Origin of the sequence: Buchananella hordeovulneris, from assembly GCF_001907235.1 — a bacterium.
Lineage (GTDB): Bacteria > Actinomycetota > Actinomycetes > Actinomycetales > Actinomycetaceae > Buchananella > Buchananella hordeovulneris.
This window is the reverse complement of the sequence record NZ_MQVS01000015.1, coordinates 22,203-45,064: the sequence shown is the minus strand read 5'-3', so window position 1 is coordinate 45,064 and position 22,862 is coordinate 22,203. Positions and strand designations below refer to the sequence as shown.

Annotated in this window: 16 protein-coding genes; 4 read left to right on the top strand and 12 right to left on the bottom strand. The window is 66.9% G+C overall.

The genetic code is table 11. From position 1 onward, the window contains the following. The 7 genes from BSZ40_RS10720 to BSZ40_RS12320 all read right to left on the bottom strand — a co-directional run. The coding region (locus BSZ40_RS10720; RefSeq protein WP_143180963.1) for a hypothetical protein at window positions 1-1,684 on the bottom strand (1,684 nt) is incomplete at its 3' end. Between the two features lie 124 nt (window positions 1,685-1,808). Next, window positions 1,809-4,790: a DUF4132 domain-containing protein gene (locus BSZ40_RS10715; RefSeq protein ID WP_073826264.1), complete on the bottom strand. Its 2,982-nt coding sequence runs from the start codon at window positions 4,788-4,790 to the stop codon at window positions 1,809-1,811. Between the two features lie 74 nt (window positions 4,791-4,864). Then, window positions 4,865-5,311, bottom strand: a complete 447-nt coding sequence (locus tag BSZ40_RS10710; protein ID WP_143180962.1) for a hypothetical protein — start codon at window positions 5,309-5,311, stop codon at window positions 4,865-4,867. A gap of 316 nt (window positions 5,312-5,627) precedes the next feature. Beyond that, window positions 5,628-6,827 (bottom strand): ABC transporter permease, encoded by a 1,200-nt coding sequence (locus BSZ40_RS10705; RefSeq protein ID WP_073826259.1) that lies wholly within the window; start codon window positions 6,825-6,827, stop codon window positions 5,628-5,630. Further along, window positions 6,817-7,521 (bottom strand): ABC transporter ATP-binding protein, encoded by a 705-nt coding sequence (locus tag BSZ40_RS10700; protein ID WP_073826256.1) that lies wholly within the window; start codon window positions 7,519-7,521, stop codon window positions 6,817-6,819. The genes BSZ40_RS10705 and BSZ40_RS10700 overlap by 11 nt, the downstream gene beginning before the upstream one ends. Beyond that, a complete protein-coding gene (locus BSZ40_RS10695; protein WP_073826254.1) occupies window positions 7,518-8,609 on the bottom strand; it encodes an efflux RND transporter periplasmic adaptor subunit in 1,092 nt (363 codons plus the stop codon). Before BSZ40_RS10695 ends, BSZ40_RS10700 begins: the two co-directional genes overlap by 4 nt. After that, entirely contained in the window at window positions 8,606-9,094 is a 489-nt protein-coding gene (locus BSZ40_RS12320; RefSeq protein WP_245794030.1) for a hypothetical protein, read from the bottom strand. The genes BSZ40_RS10695 and BSZ40_RS12320 overlap by 4 nt, the downstream gene beginning before the upstream one ends. Before the next feature lie 150 nt (window positions 9,095-9,244). Here BSZ40_RS12320 and BSZ40_RS10685 point away from each other — a divergent pair, with 150 nt between their 5' ends. The 3 genes from BSZ40_RS10685 (at window position 9,245) to BSZ40_RS11735 (ending at window position 12,871) form a co-directional block, all read left to right on the top strand. Continuing rightward, on the top strand, window positions 9,245-9,916 hold the full coding sequence (locus tag BSZ40_RS10685) for a response regulator transcription factor (RefSeq protein ID WP_073826251.1): 672 nt from the start codon (window positions 9,245-9,247) through the stop codon (window positions 9,914-9,916). Beyond that, window positions 9,913-11,343 carry a sensor histidine kinase gene (locus BSZ40_RS10680; protein WP_245794028.1) on the top strand — a complete coding sequence of 477 codons (1,431 nt, stop codon included), beginning with the start codon at window positions 9,913-9,915 and terminating at the stop codon, window positions 11,341-11,343. The genes BSZ40_RS10685 and BSZ40_RS10680 overlap by 4 nt, the downstream gene beginning before the upstream one ends. A 61-nt stretch (window positions 11,344-11,404) precedes the next feature. Further along, entirely contained in the window at window positions 11,405-12,871 is a 1,467-nt protein-coding gene (locus BSZ40_RS11735) for a hypothetical protein (protein ID WP_143180961.1), read from the top strand. A 186-nt stretch (window positions 12,872-13,057) separates the two neighbouring features. Here the strand turns inward: BSZ40_RS11735 and BSZ40_RS10665 are convergent, their stop codons facing one another. From BSZ40_RS10665 to BSZ40_RS10655, 3 genes are read right to left on the bottom strand one after another with little or no spacing between them, the layout of a single operon-like run. After that, window positions 13,058-15,235, bottom strand: coding sequence for an SWIM zinc finger family protein (locus tag BSZ40_RS10665; RefSeq protein ID WP_073826242.1), 2,178 nt, complete (start codon window positions 15,233-15,235; stop codon window positions 13,058-13,060). Beyond that, window positions 15,232-16,326, bottom strand: coding sequence for a VWA domain-containing protein (locus BSZ40_RS10660; RefSeq protein ID WP_073826239.1), 1,095 nt, complete (start codon window positions 16,324-16,326; stop codon window positions 15,232-15,234). Before BSZ40_RS10660 ends, BSZ40_RS10665 begins: the two co-directional genes overlap by 4 nt. Beyond that, window positions 16,326-18,581, bottom strand: coding sequence for a DUF5682 family protein (locus BSZ40_RS10655; RefSeq protein ID WP_073826238.1), 2,256 nt, complete (start codon window positions 18,579-18,581; stop codon window positions 16,326-16,328). Before BSZ40_RS10655 ends, BSZ40_RS10660 begins: the two co-directional genes overlap by 1 nt. Window positions 18,582-18,906: 325 nt before the next feature. On the opposite strand from BSZ40_RS10655, the gene BSZ40_RS10650 reads away from it, so the two are divergent. Beyond that, entirely contained in the window at window positions 18,907-20,124 is a 1,218-nt protein-coding gene (locus BSZ40_RS10650) for a pentapeptide repeat-containing protein (protein ID WP_073826235.1), read from the top strand. A 69-nt stretch (window positions 20,125-20,193) separates the two neighbouring features. Here BSZ40_RS10650 and BSZ40_RS10645 read toward each other — a convergent pair whose 3' ends face one another. Both BSZ40_RS10645 and BSZ40_RS10640 read right to left on the bottom strand, forming a co-directional pair. Then, window positions 20,194-20,952, bottom strand: coding sequence for a Rossmann-like domain-containing protein (locus tag BSZ40_RS10645; RefSeq protein ID WP_073826234.1), 759 nt, complete (start codon window positions 20,950-20,952; stop codon window positions 20,194-20,196). 131 nt (window positions 20,953-21,083) lie between these two features. Beyond that, window positions 21,084-22,847: an ATP-binding protein gene (locus tag BSZ40_RS10640; RefSeq protein WP_245794026.1), complete on the bottom strand. Its 1,764-nt coding sequence runs from the start codon at window positions 22,845-22,847 to the stop codon at window positions 21,084-21,086. Between the last annotated feature and the right edge of the window lie 15 nt (window positions 22,848-22,862).

The following is a 22,862-nucleotide window of genomic DNA, read 5'->3' as shown; positions in this document are numbered from 1 at the left end:
AGGTGTGGGTGCCGTTGGTTAGGTGGGTGTGTCCTTGGGGGGTGAGGGGGGTGGTGGTTAGGGCCCAGTCGTGGATTTGTGTGGGGGTTTGCCCGCGGGCGGCCGCCAAACCCGCAATCGCGTCGCGGGCCGTGTTCTCCAGCTTCGTGCCCCGACCGCTGCAGGCCAACTGCACCAACGCGTACGCCGCCTCCCGCGAGCCGATCCGCTCCAAGGCCGCCACTCCCGCGAACGCCAGTGGGTGGCGGGAACGCTTCGGCCACAGCGACACCAGGGGCGTCAACTGCTCCACGAACCGCGCGCCCGCGATCTCGGCCAAAGCCTCCAGCAGCCAGCGCGTCTTATAGGGCGCCCCCACGTTCACCCAGGCCGCCAACACTCCGGTCGCGAACACGTCACGCGCTTCGGCGTCGACGTGCTGACGGACGCTCGCCACCAGCGGCCCGGTCGGCTCCTCGTACAGTGCGCCAAGCAGCTGCGCCACTTGGGCGGCAGCCAGCTGGCCCCCCTCCACCGGCAACGGTGGCAGGTCCGCCAGCGCGAACGGGACGACGGCCGGGCTCGGCGGAGTCGTCGGCCACCACCTCGGCGGGTCAGCCAGCACGGGGGCCGCCGCCTCGGCCCGCAGGCGCTTGACGAGCCCGGCCCCCGGGGCGTCGGGGTCGAGGTCTGGTAGCTCGACGCCGCGCAGGAACTGTAGGGCTTTGTCTGCTTGGGTTTGGGAGAGTTCGGCGTGCAGCAGGGCCTGCGGGTGGGCCTGCAACCACTCGGCCGCGACGGTGGCCGCCCGTGAATCTAGGGCGTCGAGGAAGAACCCGGCGATGCCTGGGCCGTGCGCCACCCGCGCCACTTCCCGCAGCATCTCCCGGCAGTTATCCGCCGAGCCCTTAGTCAGCCACTTGGCCAGCAACTCCAGGCCCGCCACTCCCGTCCCTGCCAGCCACGGCACAATCCCGGTCGCGTAAGTAACCGAGCTGCCGGTCACCTTGGCGAAATGGACCCGATCGGCGGGGGTCGGCAAGCCCAGCCCCAACAGAGCGCGGTTGAAAATGCCCTCCGTGTCTCGGTCGCGATCCAGCAGCTTGCGCGGCACGCCCCGAAACAACTGCCGGGTGGAACCCGGCGGCAACGCGCCGCACACAGAACGCAGGCAGGTGTCCAGGACGCTGAAGCAGGACTCCCCGTTAAAGTCCTCGGCCGGAGTCGGATACGCAGCCGGGAACCAAGCGGGGGCGGCGGCCAGCTCAGCGGCACTCCACTGGTGCAGCAAAGCCCGTAAAAACAAACCCTCGGTACCGAAGTGACGCAACTGCCGCACCAAATCCCGGGGCGCGGCGTGCCAGTTCACGACCAGCAAGGTCAGCATCCACGGGGGAATGTGAGAGTTATCCCGGAAGAGCGCCCCCCGCCGGGAAGGCTTAGTAAACCCGAGATAGTCCCGCCACCAGGCCTGCCGGTCCTGGCGCGGAAAACCGTCGAATGGCGCGGTCGTAAAATGCCACAGCCGTTCCGTATCCCAACCCAGTGGCGTCCGCCGCCGCTGCGCCACCTGCGCTGCCCGCTGCTGCTCGGTCTCGGGGTCGAACGGAGTGTCGTCCAGCCCCAACTGCAGGCCGCAGTCGGCGTCGTAGAGCTGCTCGAAAACATGCAGCCGCAGATCCAGATCGGTGGGGGTGAGGGGCACGACAACTCCAGTTCGGTCACGGCCGCAGGAAACCCGCGGCCCGGCAAGGGCTCGCGCTGAGGCGCTGAGACAAGAAACAGGGGCGCGGGGGAGGGACAGCCCGCAGACTGCCCCTCCCCCAACGTCAGGCGATCATCTGCTCCAAGGTGCTCAGCACCTCGCTCACGATCTTGGCCGGGGCCTGACTCCAGGGAACCAGCTTGAAGTCGACGCGGTCGTGCCGCCAGCCGTAATCCAGCTCCGCCGGATCAATAGCCCCCTCAACGAGGTAGACCTCGTCGAGCTGCTGGTCCTCCATCTCCAGCGGGTTGCCGATCCACAGGCCCGGATCGAACGTGGCGATCGCCGTGATACCCGCCGCAGGCACCGGCAGCCCGAAAACGGTGTAGCCCCCAGCATCCAAGACGGCACCGCGTTGCCAGCCGTTCTTCGTGAACGTGCCGAACAGCTTGCCGGGTGCAATCTTCTGCTTCGGGATATCCACCAGCAGGGTCTGATCCCCCTGCGCGGGCGACAACGTCAGCACCGGCCGGTCCAACTGCTTAAACGGGGTGGTTAGCTCGTAGTCGGCCAGGGACTGGGCCCATGCGGCACGATCCGCGGGCGACAGGTCGAGCGGATGGGCGACGGTGATGGTCAAGCCCGTGGCATCCACCGGTTCGTCGGTCGCGTCAAGCAGCTCGCCGTCCTCAATGCGGGCGGTGGCGGCCAAGGCACCGTCTGGGCTCCACAACGCCCACACGATCCCCGCCAACAAGCCCCGCAGCACCGGGTGCGGAGCGATCAGGGTCGTGAAGTCGGTGGCGTTCCAACTGCGGCCAGTGATCATAGCCCGCTCGAACCGCTCCAACTGCACCTTGGCGAGAGTGGCGACCGTCTTCTTCACCGCCGTGAACTCGGCCTTCGCGGCCTTGGCGGCCTCAGCGTCGTCGCTCTTGTTGGCGGCAGGCAAGTTGGTGAGCACCTTGCCGGTGGGGCGGCCGTCGCCGTCCAGCAAGCGAGCGGCGAGCTTGCCCGCCGAGGTGACGTAGGCCAAGAACTGGCGGGCCCCGTAGTCAAACGTGCGTTGCCCGCGCGCGTCCAGGCCGCCGTCGGCCAGCACCCGGTCCTCCAGCTCGTCGCGGGTCAGGCCCCGCTGCGCCGCGATCTCATCCATCGCCTCCCCGGCTCGCCGCTTCAACCCAGCGAACTTGACCTTGGCCGCGATACCGGAGATCTGCTGCAAGGCCTCGTCGGTGGCGACGTTGCGCAACGCCGTCAAGCCCTTGACGGCCCGCTGATGTTGACTCTCGCCCGGCCACTGCCGGATCAGCGGCGTCAAGTGTTGGACGAAGGCGCTATCGCCCAGCCAGCCCGCGTTCTCCATCGCCCACGACTCCTTCGCCGGGGCCCCGGCGGCGATCCAGGCCCGGAAAAGCGCGAGCGCAAACTCATCGCGGTTGGCGCGGCTGGTGTGCTGTCGCACCGCGGTCACCAACGGGTGCTCGGTGGCGCTGCGCAGCGCCAGCAACAGGGCAGCCGTCTGGGCCTCGGTGAGACGCTGACTGCCGTCAACCAGCAACGGAGGCAGGCCCGTGGGGGTGAACTGCGTCTTCTTCGGCGGGGTAGGCAGCTCGGTGGCGGCCTGCTGCCACCACTCCGTCTCCGCGGGCAGGAACGGCAGCGTCGCCTCGTGCAGCACCCGTTCGATCGCCGTGCGCGTCGTTCCCGCAGTGCTGTCCTGCAAGGACCGGAGCTGCTCGACCGGCAGCTTGCGCAGGAACGGAATCAGGGCGTCGGCCTGGCTGGGAGTCAGCCGGGCGGCCAAACACTGGGGCAGGTGCGTGCGAATCCACTGCTCGGCTACCGGCCCGGCCTTGGTCGACATCGCGTCCAGGAAGAGGCTCGCCGCCCCGGGGCCGTGCGCGGTGTCGGCGGCCTTGGCGAGCAGCGCTTGGGCGATGTCTCGGCTTTGCCCCTCGATCCAGTGCAGGAGCAGGCCAAAGCCCTCCCGGCCGGTGCCCACCAGCCACGGCACGACGCCGTCCCACTCGACGATGCGTGCCCGGGTGCGGCGCGCCCACGCCACTCGCTCCGTTGGCGTCGGCGCGAGCAAGGCAATGAGCGCCCGGTTGTCCCAGTCGTCGGTGAAGTAGCCGCTTTCTACCTCCGCCAGGCGCGCCCGCACTGTGTCCGGATCGACTGCCCCCAATGCCCAGGCCTCAAACAGCTTCCGCCCATCGACCGACGCCCCGCCCCACCGGTTGGGTTGGTGGAGACTCGGGACCTCGCTCGGCAGGTGCGCGCGGGCGGACTCCACCTGTTCAGCGGGCAGGGACGGCAACAGGGCCCGCATCCACAGGTAAGTCGTCAACCTTCGCTGTTCGCTGGCCAAGATCTTCCACACGTCCTTGTCCCATTTGATGCGCAACAGCTCGTGCGCCCACGTGGGAATACCAGAATCGGAAGTCCGCCACGAGCGGGTCTTCACCTCGTGCTCCTTGAAATACGCCCGCCACCAATCCCGACGCCCCTGGCTCGGGAACTTCGTGAACAGTGGCTGAAGGAACTGCCAGCGCTCCTGCTTGCTGTAACCGTCGGAGTACGTCACCACCTCCAGTATGCGGGCCGCGCGCTCAGCTTCCGCCTGCGGGTCGAACGGGTCATCTTCCACGTCGAGGGTGACCTCGGCGTTGCTGTCGTACAGCTGCTCAAACGGCGACAGCAGCAGCCCCAGGTCCTCGGCGGCAGCGTCGGAGACCTCCAGTGGAGCCGGGGCGGGCTCGGGCTCCGCCGCCGGGGCCTGTGCCGCGGGCTCGTCGCCAGGCGGAGCGGGCTCAGCTGCCGATTTTTTGGCCGATTTTTTACCGGTGCTTGGCGGGGTCGGCGTGACGGGGGTGAGGCGGTGCGGGGTGGGGTGCGGGTCGTCGACGTAGCCCTTCTTCATCTTCTGGGCCACCAGCTTCTCCGCCTCGGCGACGGCAGCTTCCTCGCTGGCGTACTCCTTGGTTTTCGTGGTGCCCGCGGTGCCACGACGGCCGTAACACACAGTGACCTGCGTGCCATCGGTCTGCACGTGCCAAAACTTGTCCGATTTGCTGTCTTGGAAGATGAGCTGTCTCTGCATGGCCCACAGCCTAGAGGTGAGAGCCAACACGTTAGCGCCGCGCCGTGTCGCAACCTAGCGACGGCCCGCCCCCGTCACCGCGCCGCGATGGCGGCCTCGTAGCGGCGGCCCAAATCCGCGTACTCGGCCTGCAACGCCTCCAGCTCGGCGTAGTTCTCCCGCACGAACTCCTCGTCGACGCGCCACGATTCCTCGTAGTAGGCCTGCGCCCAGCCGGAGGACTCCTGGCAGGTGGCGTCGTGGACCGCGATCCGCACCTCGTCAGCCGACGGGGAATCGCCAAGTTCCAGCAGCGGAATATCGCTATTCAACTGCCACTGGTTTGCCAGCGCGGGAGTGGGAAACTCCAGCGGAGTGGTTAAGTAGGCAATCCCGAGTGGGGCCATGCACTGCCGCCACTGCTCCAACGCCTGCCGCAGGCGGTCCCCGCCCAGATCAGGGCTGCGCCCCGAACCGGTCTGCCAGTACGCCACGCCATCCTCCGTGCCCTCGGTGCTATCTGGTTCCCCAAAATGCTTCACGGTGGCGGAATAGCAGGTGTCCTCGTCAGCGATGAACTGTGGGTCGTGGTAGAGCGGAAAGTCTTTCTCCGCCTTGACAGCACCACAGATCCTGATTCCGGTCGCGATGGAGACAGTGGTGTCGAGTTGGTAGGCAGGTTACCGCAGCGGTTCCACTCGATGAGCCGCCCTAACTTGCCATGGGCAGGGCACAGGCGCCATATACACCGGATGAGGCGCGTGGGTAGACATCTAGGGCGCCTCCGCCCCCGGCCCGCGCCGCCCCGGCCCGCGCCGCCCCCGGGCGCCTGCGCCCAGGCGCCCGGGCTCGCCGGAACTATTGCAGCATGAGGGCCGCGGTGGGCGGAATGCGGGCCGCGCGCACGGCGGGATACAGCCCGGCCAGCGCCCCAATCACGACCGTCGCCCCGAAACCGGCCGCCACAATGTAGGCGGGCAGGGCGAACGGCCACCCGTGTGCGTTGGCAACCACCGCGGTCACCCCGACCCCCAGCACGCAACCGGTCAGGCCGCCCAGCCCGGCCAGCGTGAGCGCCTCGGCCAAGAACTGGGACAGAATGTGCTGCCAGCGCGCCCCCAGGGAGCGCCGCAGCCCGATCTCTCGGCGGCGTTCCAGCACCGAGATGATCATCGTGTTGGCCACCCCGATACCGCCCACAAACAGGGCGATAGATCCCACGCCCACCAGCAGCGCGGTGAAGGCCTGATCGGCGGCGGCTTTCGCGGCCAGCACGTCTGACGGCCGTGAGACTTGTACGTTTTGCGGATTATCGGGCGCGACGGTGCGGGCCAGGACGCCACGCACTCGTTCCACGAGTGCCTCCTCACTCCGTTCATAGACGGTGGTGGGGGAACCGTCGTAGCCGAAGAGATGGGTAGCAATGGGCGCCCCGATGAGGGCCGCCGCATCCAGCTCTGGAGCCAGTTTGGCGGGCTCCAGGATGCCGATGACCGTGAAATAGCTGCCGCCGAGCCACACTTGGGTGCCGGGCGAGACGACTCCCAGGCGGCGGGCTGCCCTGTCGCCGAGCACGGTAGCCGGGAAGGTAGCCGTGGCGTCATTCAGCCAGGTGCCGCTGCGCACCCGTGCCCCCACCACCTGCGGCAGCGACAATTCGGCCACTGTCGGGGCGATACCGCCGGTGGCGGCGCGGTCCACGAGCGGCGACCGGTAGACGGGTTGCTGCAGGGTCGCGATGGACGACGCTGACTGCACGCCGTCAACGAGTTGCACTTTGCCAACGGTGTCGGTCGGCAGTTTGGTCTGCTTGCCGAAAAGGTCCTGGCCCGCCGAGATGCGCAGCAGGTTGGTCCCCAACTTGGTGAGCTCGCGATCCAGTTGTGCCCGGCTGGAGGCGGATACCCCCACCACCGCGATCATGGCCGCAATGCCGATCGCGATACCGAAGGCGGACAGCACGGCCCGCGTGGGGCGGGCCTTGATCCCGGCGATACCGAGCCGCAGCAGGTCGACCAGCCGCAGCTTGGCCCGGCGCGCAGACATATCAGTGCGCATCGCGTTCTCCTTCCGTCGCTGCGGCAGAGTCGCGGACGACCCGGCCGTCCCGGATCGTGATCTGGCGCGGCAGAGTAGCGGCCAGTTCCGTGTCGTGGGTGATGATGACAATGGTGGTGCCGGTCTCGTGCAGGCCCCGCAACACCTCCATGACGGTGGCCCCGGCCTGGGAATCCAGGTTGCCGGTTGGTTCGTCGGCCAACAGGAGTGCCGGGGAGCCGACGACGGCGCGGGCGATCGCCACCCGCTGCTGTTCCCCACCCGACAGCTGGTGCGGGCGGTGGGTCAGCCGCTCGGCCAGCCCCACCTGGGTGAGGGCGGCGCGGGCGCGTCGCCGCCGCTCGGCACGTCCGACCCCCAGGTAGAGCAACCCGTCGGCGACGTTATCGAGCGCGCTGACGCCCTGCGCCAGGTGGAAGGACTGGAAGACGAAGCCGATTTCGTGGGCACGGATGGCAGACAGTGCGGCATCCGACAATTGCCCGACGTCGGTGCCGTGCAGCAGTACTTGGCCACTGGTGGGACGGTCGAGGGTGCCAATCAGGTTCAGCAGCGTCGATTTGCCAGAACCGGACGGTCCAACTATCGCCACCAGTTCCCCGCGGGCAATTTCCAGGCTCACGCCAGCGCAGGCCGCCACTGGCGGTTGGCCGTAGGTGCGGCGCACGTCGCGGAGTGACAACAAGGTGCTCATCGGCTCGGCACCACCACGCGCTGCCCCGCCTGCACGTCGGGGCCGCTGATTTCCACCCGGCCCGCCGCGAACAGGCCGGTGGTGACGGGGACGCGGCGGGTGCGGCCATCGTCTTCCACGATTTCGACTCCGAAGCGCTGCGCGTCGTACACCAAGAGTGCCCCCACCGGGACGGACAACACGTCAGGGCGGGACTCGCTCGGCAGGTCCACGGTGACCGTGATCTCCTGGTATTTGGCGGTGGCGGCCGCGTCGTCCGGGGTGACGGTCACCGGGATGATGCGTTCTTTCCGCTCATCGTCCTGCCCAGCGTTGCCAGCTCCCGTGTTCTTCTCCAGCGGGGTGCCAACCTCCGTGATCTTCCCGGTGGCCGTCTCGCCCCCGGGGAGGCGAATGGTGACGGGATTGTTAAGCTGCGCCACCGCCTGGTCTTGCAGTTTTAGTTGCACGTTGACCACCTGGTTGGCGCGCGACGCTTCGAACAGCTCGCCGCCAGCCTGCTGGAGAGCGCCGACCCGGCTGCGCAGACTACCCACCCGCAACGCCGAGTCCGAAAAAACGACGGTGCCAAGCGGCAACTCCCCGTTTTGTGGCAGCCCCACCGACTTCTGCCAGCTCTTGACCGCATTATGGGTGGCCCAGTCAAAGCGTTCATTCGGTTCGCCAGAAAAATGCCCCATGTCCCGCAGGGCTGTCTCCAGTTGAGCAACGTCGGCCCCGTCGGTCATGTCGATGTTGAACTCCCGCCAGGCCGGGAGGCTGCCTGCCCACAAATACGCCTGCTTATCGCCGATGGTGGCGATTCGCTGCCCGGCCTCCAAGGTGGTGCCGGGGGTGGGCAGCGAGACCACCACCCCTTCCAGCGGCAGCTTGAACGTGTACGAGTCAGCGAAGCGCAACGTGCCGGTGGCGCTGACAGTGCCCGTCAAATCTCCCCGGGAGATCGTGTCGGTCTTCCCCGGTAGCGACGCGGTCGCCGCGGGGGCGGGGGCGCCACCCGGCCGCCACCCGGCAAGATAGATGCCGCCGCCGGTGAGGGCCACCGCTACCAGTGCCGCCCCAGCGACCAGCCCAGCTTTGCGCCTCACTTGGTTTCCTCCCCGCCCGGCCGCTGGGAGTCGACCTGCTGGAAGCAGGCCTCCAAGTCGGACTGGGGGACACTTTCGGCTATCTGCAGATCCTGCCCCGCCAGCGGATCGGGCACGTCGTGGCCCTTGGTGCGCAGGCATTCGGCCATTTGCACCGCCAGATCCAGGGACTCCTGGTCGCTGATCGGGGCGAAGGAATCCGGCGGCAGCCCCAGTTTCTCCCCGCACTTCTTCGCTGCCGCCTCGAAGGCGGCAGGGTCCAAGTTTTCGTCTGATTCGAAGACCGGTAGCCCGCCCGGTTGCGGGTCGGAGATCGCGATGCCCTCGTCTCGTAGGCACTGGACGAGGGCCAGGTCCGTCTCATCTGTCCACGAAGTGGCGCCAGCTGTGGCCGCGCTCCCGGCGTCGGCCTGCTGCCCGCACGCCGCCAACCCCAGCACACATCCCAGTACCGCTGCTACCGTCCCCAACTGTCGGATACGCATAGCTCTTTGCCTTTCTGTTGCCTTGGCTGCCTCTTGGCCGCCACTACGTCCACTAAACGCGCTGCCGTGTTGCCAGCCGGTGAAGAAAAACGTTTACGTTGCGGCAACCTGGCCCGGCGCTACCCTGAGCGCGGCAGAAGGAGTGAAGGAATGCGGGTGTTAGTGGTCGAGGACGAGACCTACTTGGCCGACGCTATTGCCACCGGGCTGCGGCGCGAGGCTTTCGCTGTGGACGTGGCCTACGACGGGGCCACCGCCCTCGCTGAGGTAGCGGTCAATGCCTACGACGTCGTCGTGCTCGACCGGGACCTGCCGCAGGTGCACGGCGACGAAGTGTGCGCGCACCTGACCCGTACCCAGCCGACGGTGCGCGTGCTGATGCTGACCGCGGCCCGCACCCTGGGGGCGCGCGTGGGTGGTTTTGAGCTGGGCGCCGACGACTACCTCGTCAAACCCTTTGAGTTCCCCGAACTGGTGGCGCGGGTGCGGGCCCTCGGCCGCCGGCTCGGGCAGGCCACCGCCCCGGTGCTGGAGCAGGCGGGGGTGCGCCTGGACTCGTTTCGGCGGGAGGTGACGCGCGACGGGCTGGTGGTGCGCTTAAGTCCGAAAGAATTCGCGGTGTTGCACGTGCTCATGGCGGCCGACGGCGGCGTGCTGTCCGCCGAGACGCTACTGGAGAAGGCGTGGGACGCTAACGCCGATCCGTTTACCAACTCCATCCGGGTCACCATCTCGCACCTGCGTCGCAAGCTCGGTGACCCGTGGGTCATCCATACCGTGCCCGGTGCTGGCTACCGTTTTGGCGCCCCGGAGGCACCGTGAGGCCCGCCGGGCAGCCGACAGAGCCGTCGGCGGAGCGGGAGGCGGGGCCGTCGGAAGGGCGGGAAACTAAACCGTCGGCGGGGCCGTCAGTGGGGCGGCGCGCGTGGGTTTGGCGGGTTTGGCGGCGGCGCAGAGAGCTAGGGGCGCGCGGGCGGCGCCTGCCGTTGCGGTGGCAGCTGACGGCGTCGTACTGCATCCTGTTCGTCTTATTTGGGATAACCATGATCGGACTGGTGCTTTGGGTGGTGGCCCGCGGAGAGGCGATCGATCCGGTGCTGGGGCAGGAGGAGCTGGAACTATTGGAGGTCCTGCCTTGCGAACTGGGATCTGACACGGTGGTGCAGGCCGTCGAGGTGTGGCCGCAGGAGGTGCCGCCCGAGATAGATGCGTGGGCAAACGAGCTGTGGTCGGCTTTCCTGTGGCGACTGACCACCGTGGCGGCGGGCGTGCTGCTGGTGATGACCGTGGTCTCGGCGGGAATAGGGTGGTTGGTGGCGGGCCGGGTGTTGCGGCCGCTGGGAGTGGTGAGTGCGGCCGCGCGGCGGGCGGCTGCCGGTGACCTGTCGCAGCGTTTGACGCTGGGTGGGCCGCGGGACGAGGTGCGGCAGCTTGCTGACACGTTTGATTCCATGTTGGGGTCGCTGGAGGAATCGTTCGCGGTGCATCAACGCTTCGCCGCCAACGCTTCCCACGAGCTGCGCACCCCAGTGGCCACCACCCAAACCATGATCGACGTGGCGCTGGCCGACCCAGAGCTGACACTGGGCGACGCTAAGGCGCTGCTGCGGCGGGTACGGGAGGTAAATCAGGCAGAGGCCGAAACGATCGATGGGTTGCTGGACCTGGCGGCCGCCCAGGCTGGGACGTTGGAGACCCAACCGGTGGAGTTAGCCGAACTGGCGGGCGACGTGTGTGCGGACCTGGAGCCGCTGGCCGCCGAGCACCAGGTGACGGTGCAACTGGCTGGGGGCGACGACGCCGCGGCGGCTGAGGGTGGAGTCGATACGTTTGCTAAGTCAGGGCGCCGGGTGGTGCAGGGGGATGTGGTATTGCTGCGCCAGGCCGTGTCCAATCTGGTGCGTAACGGCATCATCCACAACGAACCCGGCGGCCAGGTGCTGGTGACGGCGGGGACGGCAGAGGTGACGGTGTGCAACACCGGACCCCACGTCGCGGCGGTCGACCTGCAATCCCTGTGCGAACCGTTCGTGCGGGGAGCAGGCCGAGCCGCCACGCGGGGTCGCGGCCACGGCCTCGGACTCGCCCTCGTCCAGGCCGTGGCCACCGCCCACCAGGGCACCCTGGAGCTGCGCGCCAACCCCGAGGGCGGGCTGACGGTGGTGCTGCGGGTGGGGGAAGGGGGAGCGAAGGCGCTAGAGCAAGTGCCAGGACTGATGCAGATTGGTACAGCGAAACGCCCCCACTGAAGTCAAGATTCTGGCAGAATGTGGCGAGTGTCACTAATGTTGTCGATGTGGGAGGCCTGTTATGTCCGAGCCTGTGATCTCTAAGGAAGCCATTGCTGCGCTGAAGATAGCTGCAATTGATGCGTATATGTCTGATCAGAATTACGGCAGGCAAGGGGATGTATATATGCATTTTGATGGGAATGACTATGAGGGGTGTTATTATGAAGTGTTTGCGCCAGACGAAGAGGCCTCGGGGGGTGGTGAGCGTTTTAAGGTTGATTTTAGTGGGGGAGTGGTCGGTGCTCGAGAGTATCTAGACTCTGATTTTTCTAAGGCGTTTATGCAGATTAAAAATGGCATGGATGAGATTCTTAAGCCTTGGATGAGCATGCCCGAAGAGGCGGATGTTGATGCGGTCTTGTCGCGGTTTGCGGGGCTTATGAATGGAGTATCCAATGGGGCGGGCGCTGGATCTAGTGTGGCGGAAGGTGGTGCGGGTGACGAGATAGATCTAACTTTCCCGGAGGGGGTGGGGTTTGTAAGTGCGGCGCGATTTTGGTCCGATTTTGATTCGATGAAAAATACTGAGAGGCCTTGGCTGGGTTTGTCGGGTACCGCTTTTCGTACCAAATTTGTCGAGGGGGGAAAGGTGGTTGCTGAAAATATTTGCGCAGCCCTGGGGGCATGTGGCTGTGTAATTGCCGCTGAAAAGGGGGCAGTAGTAGCCGTGCGGAGGGCCTTGCCGGAAATTGTAGGTAAGGTTACGGAGGCATTCAAATCTCAATCTCCGGTTAGCATCCCTCTCGAAGCTTTTCTTAGTGTGGTAAAGTTGGCGAGGGCGGCGTTTAAGCTTTTTGTTGATGTGAATGTCGGTAATTTGATTGCCGTTGGGGATGCGGTTGTTGATGCAGACAAGCATATAGGTGAGGCTGGGGGTGTAAGTGTTTCGGGCGGCGGCTCATATGAGCAGACCGTAAGTGTTTTTGTCGATCTCCTCCAGGAATTGAGCGATAAGGTGCTGCAGGTGGAGAAAGGGTGTGAGACGTATCTGAATAAGCTGGCAAGTTACATTTCTATGAATGTAGACCGGTATGACATATCGGTGCAAGCGATCACCCTGGATCAGGTTAGAGAAAGCAAGGATGTATCTGCTGAATATAGTCCCGAAACCATAGATGCGGACTGTGAGCATATGGATAAGGTGGCAAGGTCTCATATGCCGCCCATAGCTGCAGCTTTTAAAAATTTGTACGCAACTGGCATCGACTTGGGTTTTCATGGTGCGATTGCTAGAGATGCCCGAATTGGACTCGGGCAATATGGTGCAGCGCATAAATTTTCAGAAGTTGCGGGTATTATTTTGGACTATGCAAAGGAGTTTGGTGATGAAATGGAGAGTGGCAGTAAAATGCTTCTTGCTGTATCGCGAGAATTTCGGCGAACCGAAGAGCAACAGCAAGAAAAGTATGACGATTTGAAAGTGACACTCGAAGAGGCGATTGGTGACTTCAAGGAGAAGGGTCCGCGACCAGACGACCCGATTTAAAGAGAGGGATCTTTAGAGGCGAGGACTTAAGTATTGTGGGTGCTTAAGTCTTTGGTCTCCTGAGATGGCGCGTGATGTCAAAAACATGTTTTGGATGTGTATCCGTCGGCAAAGGACTTTTTAGTAGCTGATGTCTGTACTGGCGGTGGGGTGCAGCAGCCACCGCGCCCCAGGGCACCCCCCGCATCACGCCAGGGGGTGCCCCAGGGCGGTGAGCAGCAGGAGCTGGCGGGCCAGGTGGCCAACAGTCTCGGTTCTGTCTGCGGCGCTGCCCTGCGTCTGGTCGATGCTCGCCACGAACTTTTCGACGGCGTCGGCCACCAGGCTGGAGCCTGCCCGGCGGGCCCGGGCCGCGAAGTCGTGCCAGGCGCGGGTATCACGCTCAAGCCGGTCCACGCCCGCCACCAGCAGCTCGCCTAAACGGTCATCTAACTCCAGCAGGAGCGCCCCCGGCGAGGTCAGTTCGTCTTGCTGTTCGCTGGCCGCCACCTCAAGCGCCGTGTCGACCGCGTCGGCCACCTGCGGTTGAAACGGTACGCCGTCACCCACCAGCAGCAAGGGATCGACGGTGGCGTTGTTGCCGCGCCACCGCCACCGCCCACACACGTATGCCTCCGCCGGGAAGGACTCCGCCCAACTGCGCAGCCACGCCACGGTGGCCCGCACCGCCCCGGCACGCCGCGGCGTCGTGCGCAACACCAGGCGGAACGGCGCGCCCTGCGCGTCCGTGAACCAGGCGACCACCGCGCCCAGCACCGCGTCGAAGCCGACGTCGGTGAGCGACGTCGCCCGGCAGGCGGCCAGGTCCGCGCCCGCCGCCCGGTCGTCCAACACGGGAGGTAGCCGGGTCTGGTGCGCCGCCAGTTCCTCAATCGACTCCACGCGGAACGGGGCCGCCAACTGGTCCAACGCCCCGGCGGGCATCCCAACCGCGGAGCGGTTAGTGTGCGCGAAGTCGCCGTGCCCGAACATGCGGCCGCCCACCGTCATCACCTGGCCGCCGCCCCACTGCTTAATCGAAATGCCCGCCACCAGCGAGTTCGCCAGGCGGGAGGCCTCCGTCCCGTCCGGGTCCGTCACCCGTTTAGTTACCCGCAGGGGGGCACCAGAGCGCGCATCAACCAGGTAGGCCACCAGGCGGCAATCCTCGTCCACCTCCACCAGCTCGGTGCCCATGCCAATCAGGCGGGCTTTGCCCACCCGCGTCTCGGCCGCCGGAGAGCCGGCCACGAGCCGGTCCGGAATCCGCGTGGCGGCCGGGTTGCGCAGCGAGGCACACCGGGCCGCCAGCTCGCCAGCCAAACTCACCAGCCGTGACGGCGTGAAGTCGTGATGACGCGAGTCGTACCGTTCCAACTCGTCGAGCAGCTCGTCGACGAGGTCCGCCAGGTGGTGCAGCTCGGCGGCCCGCGCCTGGGTGCTGTGGCGCCGCCACACGCCCCGCAAGTTGCGGTATGCCGACTCCGCCCCGATCGTGAACAGCTCCGCCAACACCCCCTCCAGCGCGTCGAGCACCTGGCGGTCCGGCTCCCACTGATCCCCCGGCACGGACCGCAGCCCCGACGCGGCATACAGCTGCCCGCCCGCTGCCGTCACCGCCAAAGCCACGTGCGCGCACGGGTCCGGGTCCTGGCAGGTGCAACGCACGTAGTTCAGGTTCGCGCCCGCCAGGAACCGCACCGACACCGGCACCGGGTGGTGCACGCGCACCACCGTGATGCCCCGCATCGTGCCCACGTGCGCCAAGACCCCGCGCGCCGCCCACCGGGCGGCCTGCCGCAGCTGGGTGGGCTTCAAGAACGTCGCCAGCTGTTCCTCAGTCATGGTCGCCGGGTCGAAGGCCTCGGCCTCGTCTGTATGCATCCCGCCGCCGACGCCACCCCCGCCGCTCGGCGTCGCCGTGCCTTCGTGGCTCTCGCCCGGCGCGGTGCCCGTCGTCCCGGGGCCTGGGGCGGGGGCCGCCGCGGCCCCATCGGGCTCACCCGTCGCGCCCGCCGCCACCGTGCCCGCCGCGCCTTCGTGGCTCCCGGCGCCGCCGACGTCGCCCGCGCCGCTCGGCGCCACCTCGCCCGCGTCCGCCCCGCCTGCGGTGGCCGCCAACTCCTGGTAGTGCAGGATCGCACGCACAATGTGGCGGCACTTGTAGGTCGCTAGACAGGTGCACTGCCAGTCCGCGAACGGCCGGTCGGCCGCCAGGATGCACTGCACCCCGTCGTCGCTGTTCACCGTGATGGTGCCGTCGGCGGCCGTGGTGAGCGTGAACGTGGTGCCGGCCAGCTCCTTGCGGGCCCGCCGCACCGTGCCCTTGTTCGTCAGGTCCTCTAACACCAAGTCAGTCAGGGCCAACAGGTCGCTGCGGGTCACGCGATCACCTCCGCCACCCAGTCGGCCAACTCGTGCGGCGTCATCACACCCACGAATGCCCCGTAGCTGGCCAGTTGTGCCCCCAGCCGCTCGTCGAAAGACTCGTAGCCCGACGTCGTCAGCGCCCCCAGGATCAACACCCGCGCCCCGGCCCCAATCAGTCGCTTAACGGTTTGGCGCAGCGCGGTGACGTTACCGCCCTCGAACAGGTCGGTAATGATCACCACGATGGAGCGCCGCGGCACCTCCAGCAGCTGCTCGGCGTACCGCACCGCCTTGGCGATATCGGTCCCGCCCCCCAGCTGCACCTTCATCAACGTCTCCACCGGATCCTGAATGTTGGAAGTCAGGTCAACCACGGCCGTGTCGAAGGCGATCAGGTGGGTGCGCAAGGCGGGCATCGAGTGGAAGATCGAGGCCGTCACCGCCGAGTGAATCAGCGAGTCCGCCATCGACCCGGACTGGTCCACCAACACCACGAACTGCCACTTATCTGAGTGGCGGCGCGTCCGCGAGACAAAGATCGGCTCCGAGATCACCAGCTGGCCGGTGGCCGCGTCGTAGTTCTTGAGGTTCGCCCGCACGGTGCGCTTAGGGTCAAAGTTGGCCGCCACCTTGAAAAAACTGCGACGGAACGGATCCTTGCGGCCCGTCAAAGTCCGCTTGATGCGGGGCTTGAGCTTGGCCACCAGCTGCTCCACCACCCGGCGCACGATCTGCCGGGCCGCGGCCAGCACGTCGTCGCTCATCAGATGCTTAGTCTTCAACACGGCCTGCAACAGCTGCTCGGACGGCTCGACGCGTTCCAACAGCTCCTTGTTGGTCACCAGCTCGATCATGCCGTACCGGTCCAGGGCGTCGGACTCGATCGTGCGCACCACCCGGCGCGGGAACAGCTCGTGGATCTGATTGATCCAGTCCGGCACAGTGAGCGCCGACGCCCCGCTGCCGCCCGCCCGGCCGCCCGTGCCCTCGCGGTCGTACAGATAGGCCAGCGCGCCCGCGCGCGCCGCATCCTCCTCCTCCAGCTCCCCGAGTTTTTCCGAGCCGTGGCCCAACACCAGGCGCCACCGGGTAAAGCGCTCGTCCATCACTTCACTCCCAAGAACTTCTCTAACGCCCCCGCCAAGGCGGCCTCAAAATGCGCGATCTCCGCCGCGTCCTCGACACTGCCCGCAAACGACAGCGCCCACGCGTTGGCGTCTTCCCCCAACACGATGTCAGCCACCTGGGCGCGTTCTCGCGGCGTGTACCGGCTGAACGCGCGCCGCAGGCCCGGCAAGGCATCGAAAAACTCGTCACTAGACAGCGCGGTCAGCAGCTCGTCCAGGCGCTGCATGGCGGTCGGTTGGCGCAGCGCCGCCTCCCGCGCCACCCCCAGCAGCCCCGCCACGAAGTCCCCCAGCTGGCTCGGCACCGCGATAACCCCGAGCAGTTCGGCGATCTCCTCCTCCGGTCGCATGGCCGCCAGCCACTGCGCCCCCAGGGCCGCGCCGCGCACGGTCGGGGCCTGGCGGTCGTCGCCCACCACCACGCTGAGCGCCGTGTGGAAGCCCTCCCGGTCCAGCCCCAGCTCGCTACCCACCCGCTCGGCGGTGTCCGTCAGCTGCCGGAGCGCGGTGATGAAACCCTCCAGGTCGGGGCCCTCCGGCACCGGCTGCAGCCGCTCCAGCAGCCGCACCCCCCGGTCAAACCCGGTAGCCACCAGGCGACCGAGGTCCGCCCGCCCAGTGGCGCGCAGGATCGGGTCGTAGCGGTACAGCCGCATCAGCACCGCCACGGCCGCCGCCACAGACCGCACGCTCAGCGACGCCGCCAGCAGCGTCTCGGTGCGGGCCTGCAGGCTCGTAGACAGCTGGGCCACCCCGCACAGGGCCGCATCCAGCACCAGCTCGGCGGCGGCCTGCGGATCGTCGACGACGCCCGCCGCCCGCTCCAGCAGCCGCGCCGTCACCGCCTGCTCCCGCGTGCCGCCGTAGCGGGCCGCCTCCACGAGTGCCCCCTCGAAGGACGGCGACCACCGCACCTGCCAACGTTCCACGCCGTCTTCGTCGGCCGACGCCGTCAGCGCGAAACCGGGCACCTGCAGCTCCACCAGGCTGTGGGCCAGGCGGGAGCGGGCCAGGCCCACGTCGGTAGCCAAGTCCGCCAACTCCTGCCGTCCCTGCGGCGTGGGCGTCAGCTCCAGGGCGTCCAGGGAGGTGCGCAGCTCCACCGTCAGGGGCGGCTGGCGGGTCCCGGCCGCCAACTTGCCGACCTTGTCGCCGCGCAGCAGATACTGCACCTGCCGCAGCAGCGGATGCTCGCTGCCGGAATCGTCCTTCACCAGAGCCGTGGCGATGGCCTCGACCAGATCGGTGCGCCACACCTGGGGGTGATTGCGCAGCTGCGCCAGCGCCCCGGCCGTAGCCCGCACCGCGATCAGATCCGCCGACGAGATGTGCTGCTTCTTGCGGCGCAGCCCGGCCACCACGCGGCCCAGCAGCCGCTCGGCCGTGTTGTGCCGCCCGGTGGCCCGATCGGTGAACAGCTCGTCATAGAACCCGGGGTGAGGTTGGCCAGCGTCGTAGCCCTCCAACGCATCCAAGGCGGCGTACGACGTCGGCGTCAACGCGATGCCGTACCGCTCGTCGTCGTTCGGGGGATACCAAGGCGCCACCGGCTCCGGCGAGCGGGCCAGGCGCGCGCGCAGGCCGTCAATGTGCGCCGCCCCGCACACCACCAGAATGTCGGGGCCGAAACGGTCCGTGGCCTCGACGATGCGGGCCGCCATGTGAGCCTCGCGGGCCTCGGTTTCCGCATCGGCCGGGCCGCGCAGCACCGAACCGAGCAGGCCCGCGCGCAACTGGTAGGTCTGCAAGTCCAAGTGCGGATCAATGTCGAACAGTTCGTCCGAGAGGGCCGCCAGATCATCGACCCCGAACTCGTGCAGCAACGTATCCAGGGCGGCGGCCACGGATTCGTCGGGCGCCGCCTCTGCGTAGCGGTTCTCGGCGCGGGCCGTCTGCGCGAACGCCAACCACGGCAAATCCATGAACTCCACCGGCACCCCGGCAGTGTGTGCGGCCCGCAAAGCCGTCCACTCGGGGCAGTACTGCGTGAGCGGATAGAAACTGCCGCGCCGCGCCCCCCACTCGGCAGAGCCCTCGGGGGCATCCGGATTGAGCGGCGCCCACGAGTAGAGCATCACCGGCAACTCGTGGTCCAGGAACAGCTCCTCCAGGTGCGGGTTGAACTCGGTGGGGCCCTCAATGAGGACCGCCGCAGGCGGGGACTGCGCGATCCTCTCGGCCACCAACCGGGCAGCGCTCGGCGAATGGTGCCGCACTCCAAAGAACTCAACCACCCGCACATTGTGCCCCCTACCGCCAACATTCGGTGGCCACCCCGGGACGCGGCCGGTGCGCAGCCCAGCGGTCTTTCTGGACTGGCGGCTGCCCCGGGACGCGGCCGCTGTGTCGGGGCGGGAAACCTGGGTGGGCGCAGAGGAGGGGCTGTGCAGCGCGGGCACAGGGGGCCAGCGCTCGCGGCGGATCCGCAGGCTGCGGGCGTCGGCGTCGGCGGCGGGATGATTCTGCTAGAAACTGGCGTATGGGACGAGCAAAGAGCCCGGCCCCAAGACGGGGTGCCGAGATTAACCCGCGCGCCACGACACCCGTGGGAGGAGGCCGATGACTGCGCGGTGGCGGCAGCTGACCAGCTGGTTGGCCGCGGGCTGGCTGCGGCTGGCACCCGCCCGGCGACGCACGGCCGCATGCCGACTGCAGGCGGCCGAACAACAGCTGACGCGCGGGGCTGCGGCCACCCCCGCGCGCCTATCCGCAGTGCGGGAGCTGGTGGCAATTGCTGACACTTACCAGGGTCGCTACAAACAGCGCGTGGTTGACCTGCTGTGCGCCCACCTGCGCGCCGGGACGGCGGCAGGGCCGGGGACGGTGCGGGCCGAGGCGCCGCAAGAAAATAACGCGGTGGCGGCAGGCGCGGTGCCCCCGAGGACGGCGGAGCCTGGTGTCTCCGCCCCGGCCGACCCCGTGCAGGCCCTCGTCCTAGCCGAGATCGCGCGGCATCTGGCGCGGGGGCGGGCTATGCGAGCCGCCAGTCGCCAGCCGAGCGCGTCGGCGACGGGGGTGCCGTCGGCGGGCGCCGCGCCGAAGGAACCCGTAGTCCCCGCGTCGTCCTGGGCACAGTGCGGCTTTGATCTGCGCGGCGTCCACTTGACGGCCAACGTGAACTGGGCCGATTGCTACTTTGCCGGGCCCGTGTGTTTCGCGGGCGCCGTGTTGGACGGCGAGGTGCAACTGCGTGGGGCAACCTTCCGGGATGGGCCGGACTTTTCGTCGGCCCGCTTCCGCTCCGCGGTCGACTGCTCGCAGGCGAAGTTCGGTGCGGCTGCCAGTTTCCGGCAGGCCAGCTTTGCCCGCCGCACCACCTTTGCCCACAGTCGCTTTGGGGCGCGCGCTGACTTCTCCGATTGTCTCTTCGCCGCAGCGCCGCCCGGCGGCCCGGCGGTCGACGGCTATCAGCCGCCGCCCTCCGACACCTACTTCTCGTCCGCCCGCTTTGGCCCGGAGGTGAGCTTTCACCGGGCCGTGTTTCGCGGCTACGCCATGTTCCCGTTCGCCCGGTTCGCTGCCGCCCCCTGCTTCCGTGCCGCACGTTTCGAGTTGGCCGCCAGCTTCTACGGCGCGCGCCTGGGAGCTGCCGCCGATTTTCGCGACACAACCTTCCTGCCCGGACGGCAGCGGCCCCGCTACCTCGACGACCTACTGGACGCGCAACTCACCTCCTTCGACACGGCCAAATTCGGCCCGGGGGCGACCTTTGCGGGCGCCAACTTCGCCTCCCGCGTGAGCGTCACCGCCGCCACGGGGGCAAGCGTCGTTAGCTAGGCGGGGCGGGAGGCTTGGCCCCTGGTGCGGCTGGGAGGTTTGGTCCCCAGACCGGCCGAGTTCACGCGGTCAGGTGGGCAGATGCTGCATGCGGTGGCCGTAGGCGTACCAGCCGTCGTGCACCCCGGACTCCAAGATGCGGCTCATCGGCGCGGGGGAGTGGGTAACGAACGCGGTCAACTCGTCCACGCCGTACTCGTGCAGCCACGGCGCGGCAGGCGTGGAGGGGCCCACCAGCACCGTGTGCGCGGCGCGGCTGAGTTCTAGCAGGCGCGGCGCCGTTTTGTTGACAAAGACCGAGCCGGTGATGAAAACGTAGTCCATTGCGGGGAGCAGATATTCGCTGGCCGGGTCGGGGTAGTCGCCCGCCACGGGGAAACGCTCCAGGATGGCCAGTTCGGCGACGTGCGGCAGAGCCGCCGGGGCGAAGGGAAAATGGCCAATTATCGCCACCCGTTTGCCTGCCGTCTGGTCTTGGAAGGCGTGGAAGGTCCGGGCCCAATTGTTCTCGACGCACGGCTGGTAGCCGTGGGCGGCAACCCGCTCCGGCTGGCCCCACCAGGCGTTGATGGCCGCCATGCCGAGTCCCGCCTCCAAGAAGTTCCAGCTCTTCGCCAACTGGGCGACTTCCCGCAGGTCGCGACCAGTCAGCTCCGTCAAGGGCAAGCGAGCCGGGCGGGTGGTGAGGGGCATCTTCAGGGCAACACCGAGGCCACCCTCACTGCTGAGGACCCAGCACCATTTCTCGCCCACCCCGGCACTGTCCACCCGCACCCCAGCCGGAATGGGTTCGATTAACCGGTCGTAGATTTCCCAAGCGTCGCTCACTGTGGCCCTCTCCCTGTGGGTATTTAGGTAACCCTAACTCAAGCTCTGCCTGTGTTGGCGAGCTTTCGAGCATGGAGTGTGCATGCGTGGGATTTGTCCGTGTCTCTCTTCCGCGAGAGTGCACTTTCGTGTCATGCGTCTATCTGATCGGTGGCTCCCAGCGTCGAAGTATTCTCGCTGGCTAGCAGGTACGCCCGGTTGCGGCTGGACGGTGGCGCGGTGGCCTGCACCAGGCCAGCTGCTACCAGGGCGCGCAGCACCGGCCGCAAAGTACCGGGGGACTTTCCAGTCTCCTGTGCCACCTCGTGGATCGTGCGCGCCTCCCGCTTGCTGAGCGCGTTGAGGACCGCCCACCGCAGTCCGCTACTCGCTAGCGTTTGGGACGGGGCGGCCAGAGTGAAGGGGCCGTCGCCCCGGCCAATGAGCAGGTTGTCAGCAACTAGCTGGGAGAGCATGTCGCGGGCGACGTCGGAATCTAGTCCCAGCTGTTGGCGCAGCTGGGGGACAGAGATGCTCCCATCTCGTTTCGTCAGCGCCAAACATTTTCGTAGTCCCTCGTCCTGTGGGCTATTTGGCAAACTGGCCAGCCAGCTGTTGATCTCTGGGTCGAGCAGGCCGAAGCGATGCAGCACCACGTGCACGTTTTCGAGAGTTGAGTGCGTGTAATCGGGGGTGGGTAGACCGTGCTCGCGCATGGCGTTCATCATGCGTGGTACGCCGGAACCCAGATTCTCGCAAACTGGGCCAGCGTTGCTGGCACTGGGTACGTGAGTGAGGAGTTTTGCCAGGTTGGGGTTGCGGGAATCGGAACGACCCTCATCGATATTGGCGATGGTGCGTGTGCCTCGCAAACCTCCTGGGTTAATAACCTCTACCCGGTCGGGGTATATGTCGACCGCGACCTGCTGCCCGGTCGCCAGTGGAGAGTAGTCCCGATGGGTGACGGCATTAGTGATTGCTTCTCGGAGAACCTCTAGTGGGATCTCGAGCACGTCTTCGCTCTCAGCTCCCACAATCCGGCGTTTATGTTTTAGGTTTCTGGCCACCGCGTGAACCGCATCTTCGATCATGAGTGGAAGCGGGCCATCACATGTGCGGCGATCCAGCGTGCGCACTCCCGCTTCTGCAGACTTCCTGGTGGTTGGATAGCTGGCCACATCCACAGTCAGCTGGGGGAAGCGCTGTTGCGGGTAACGGCTGAGAGAGAGAAAGCCCGCCAGTGTGCAGTCGCCAGCACTGGTTAGGATGTTTATGCGTTGCAGGGCGGCCGCCATGTCACCGTCCGCAATGCCATCCAGCGCGCGAGAGCCCTGGGAACGAAGCGTCCGCAATACCGCTTGCACCTGTTCTTCAGCCAAGTCCGCCAAGCTGGTATCAGGGACGGCTTGGCTGTCGGTGTCGGTGGGCAGGTGCAGGTTTTGCAGACTGTATATCTCGTAAGGGGATAGGCGCTTGTCCTGGTCATGCACCCGTTTATAGCTTCCATCTTTAATGCCCCTCTTGGTCACAAAACAGGGGAGCTGGGCGCCGATATCCTCCCGGAGGGAAGCTACCTCGAGTGTCACCACGGGAGAATCTTCAAAGACTGCGGTCTGAATGTCGTGGGGTGGTGGAGGAGTGACCTTCGCGTCTGCCCCCGCGCGTAAGCCCGCCTCTATTTGATTAACTATCGCCTCGGGGTCGAAGGTGGCGCTCGGAGAGAATCCCTGCTCTTCGTCGATGCCGAATATCAGCATGCCGCCCTCGGTGTTGGCAAATGCAGAGACTGTTTCCCAGGTGGATTTAGGCAGGCCCTTCGCGGCAGACTTTACTTCCACTCGAGAGTCGTCACTTCCCAGCAGGCGGAGGCGGGCGATCGTGCTCGTCACGTAGGAATCGATGTCGTTGCTGCTCACTGACACTCCTTCCGT

Coding starts and splice junctions, on each gene's coding strand:
- BSZ40_RS10715 (WP_073826264.1), bottom strand. CDS start 4,790: ATGCAGAGACAGCTCATCTTCCAAGACAGCAAATCGGACAAGTTTTGG.
- BSZ40_RS10705 (WP_073826259.1), bottom strand. CDS start 6,827: ATGCGCACTGATATGTCTGCGCGCCGGGCCAAGCTGCGGCTGGTCGAC.
- BSZ40_RS10700 (WP_073826256.1), bottom strand. CDS start 7,521: ATGAGCACCTTGTTGTCACTCCGCGACGTGCGCCGCACCTACGGCCAA.
- BSZ40_RS12320 (WP_245794030.1), bottom strand. CDS start 9,094: ATGCGTATCCGACAGTTGGGGACGGTAGCAGCGGTACTGGGATGTGTG.
- BSZ40_RS10685 (WP_073826251.1), top strand. CDS start 9,245: ATGCGGGTGTTAGTGGTCGAGGACGAGACCTACTTGGCCGACGCTATT.
- BSZ40_RS11735 (WP_143180961.1), top strand. CDS start 11,405: ATGTCCGAGCCTGTGATCTCTAAGGAAGCCATTGCTGCGCTGAAGATA.
- BSZ40_RS10660 (WP_073826239.1), bottom strand. CDS start 16,326: ATGGACGAGCGCTTTACCCGGTGGCGCCTGGTGTTGGGCCACGGCTCG.
- BSZ40_RS10650 (WP_073826235.1), top strand. CDS start 18,907: ATGACTGCGCGGTGGCGGCAGCTGACCAGCTGGTTGGCCGCGGGCTGG.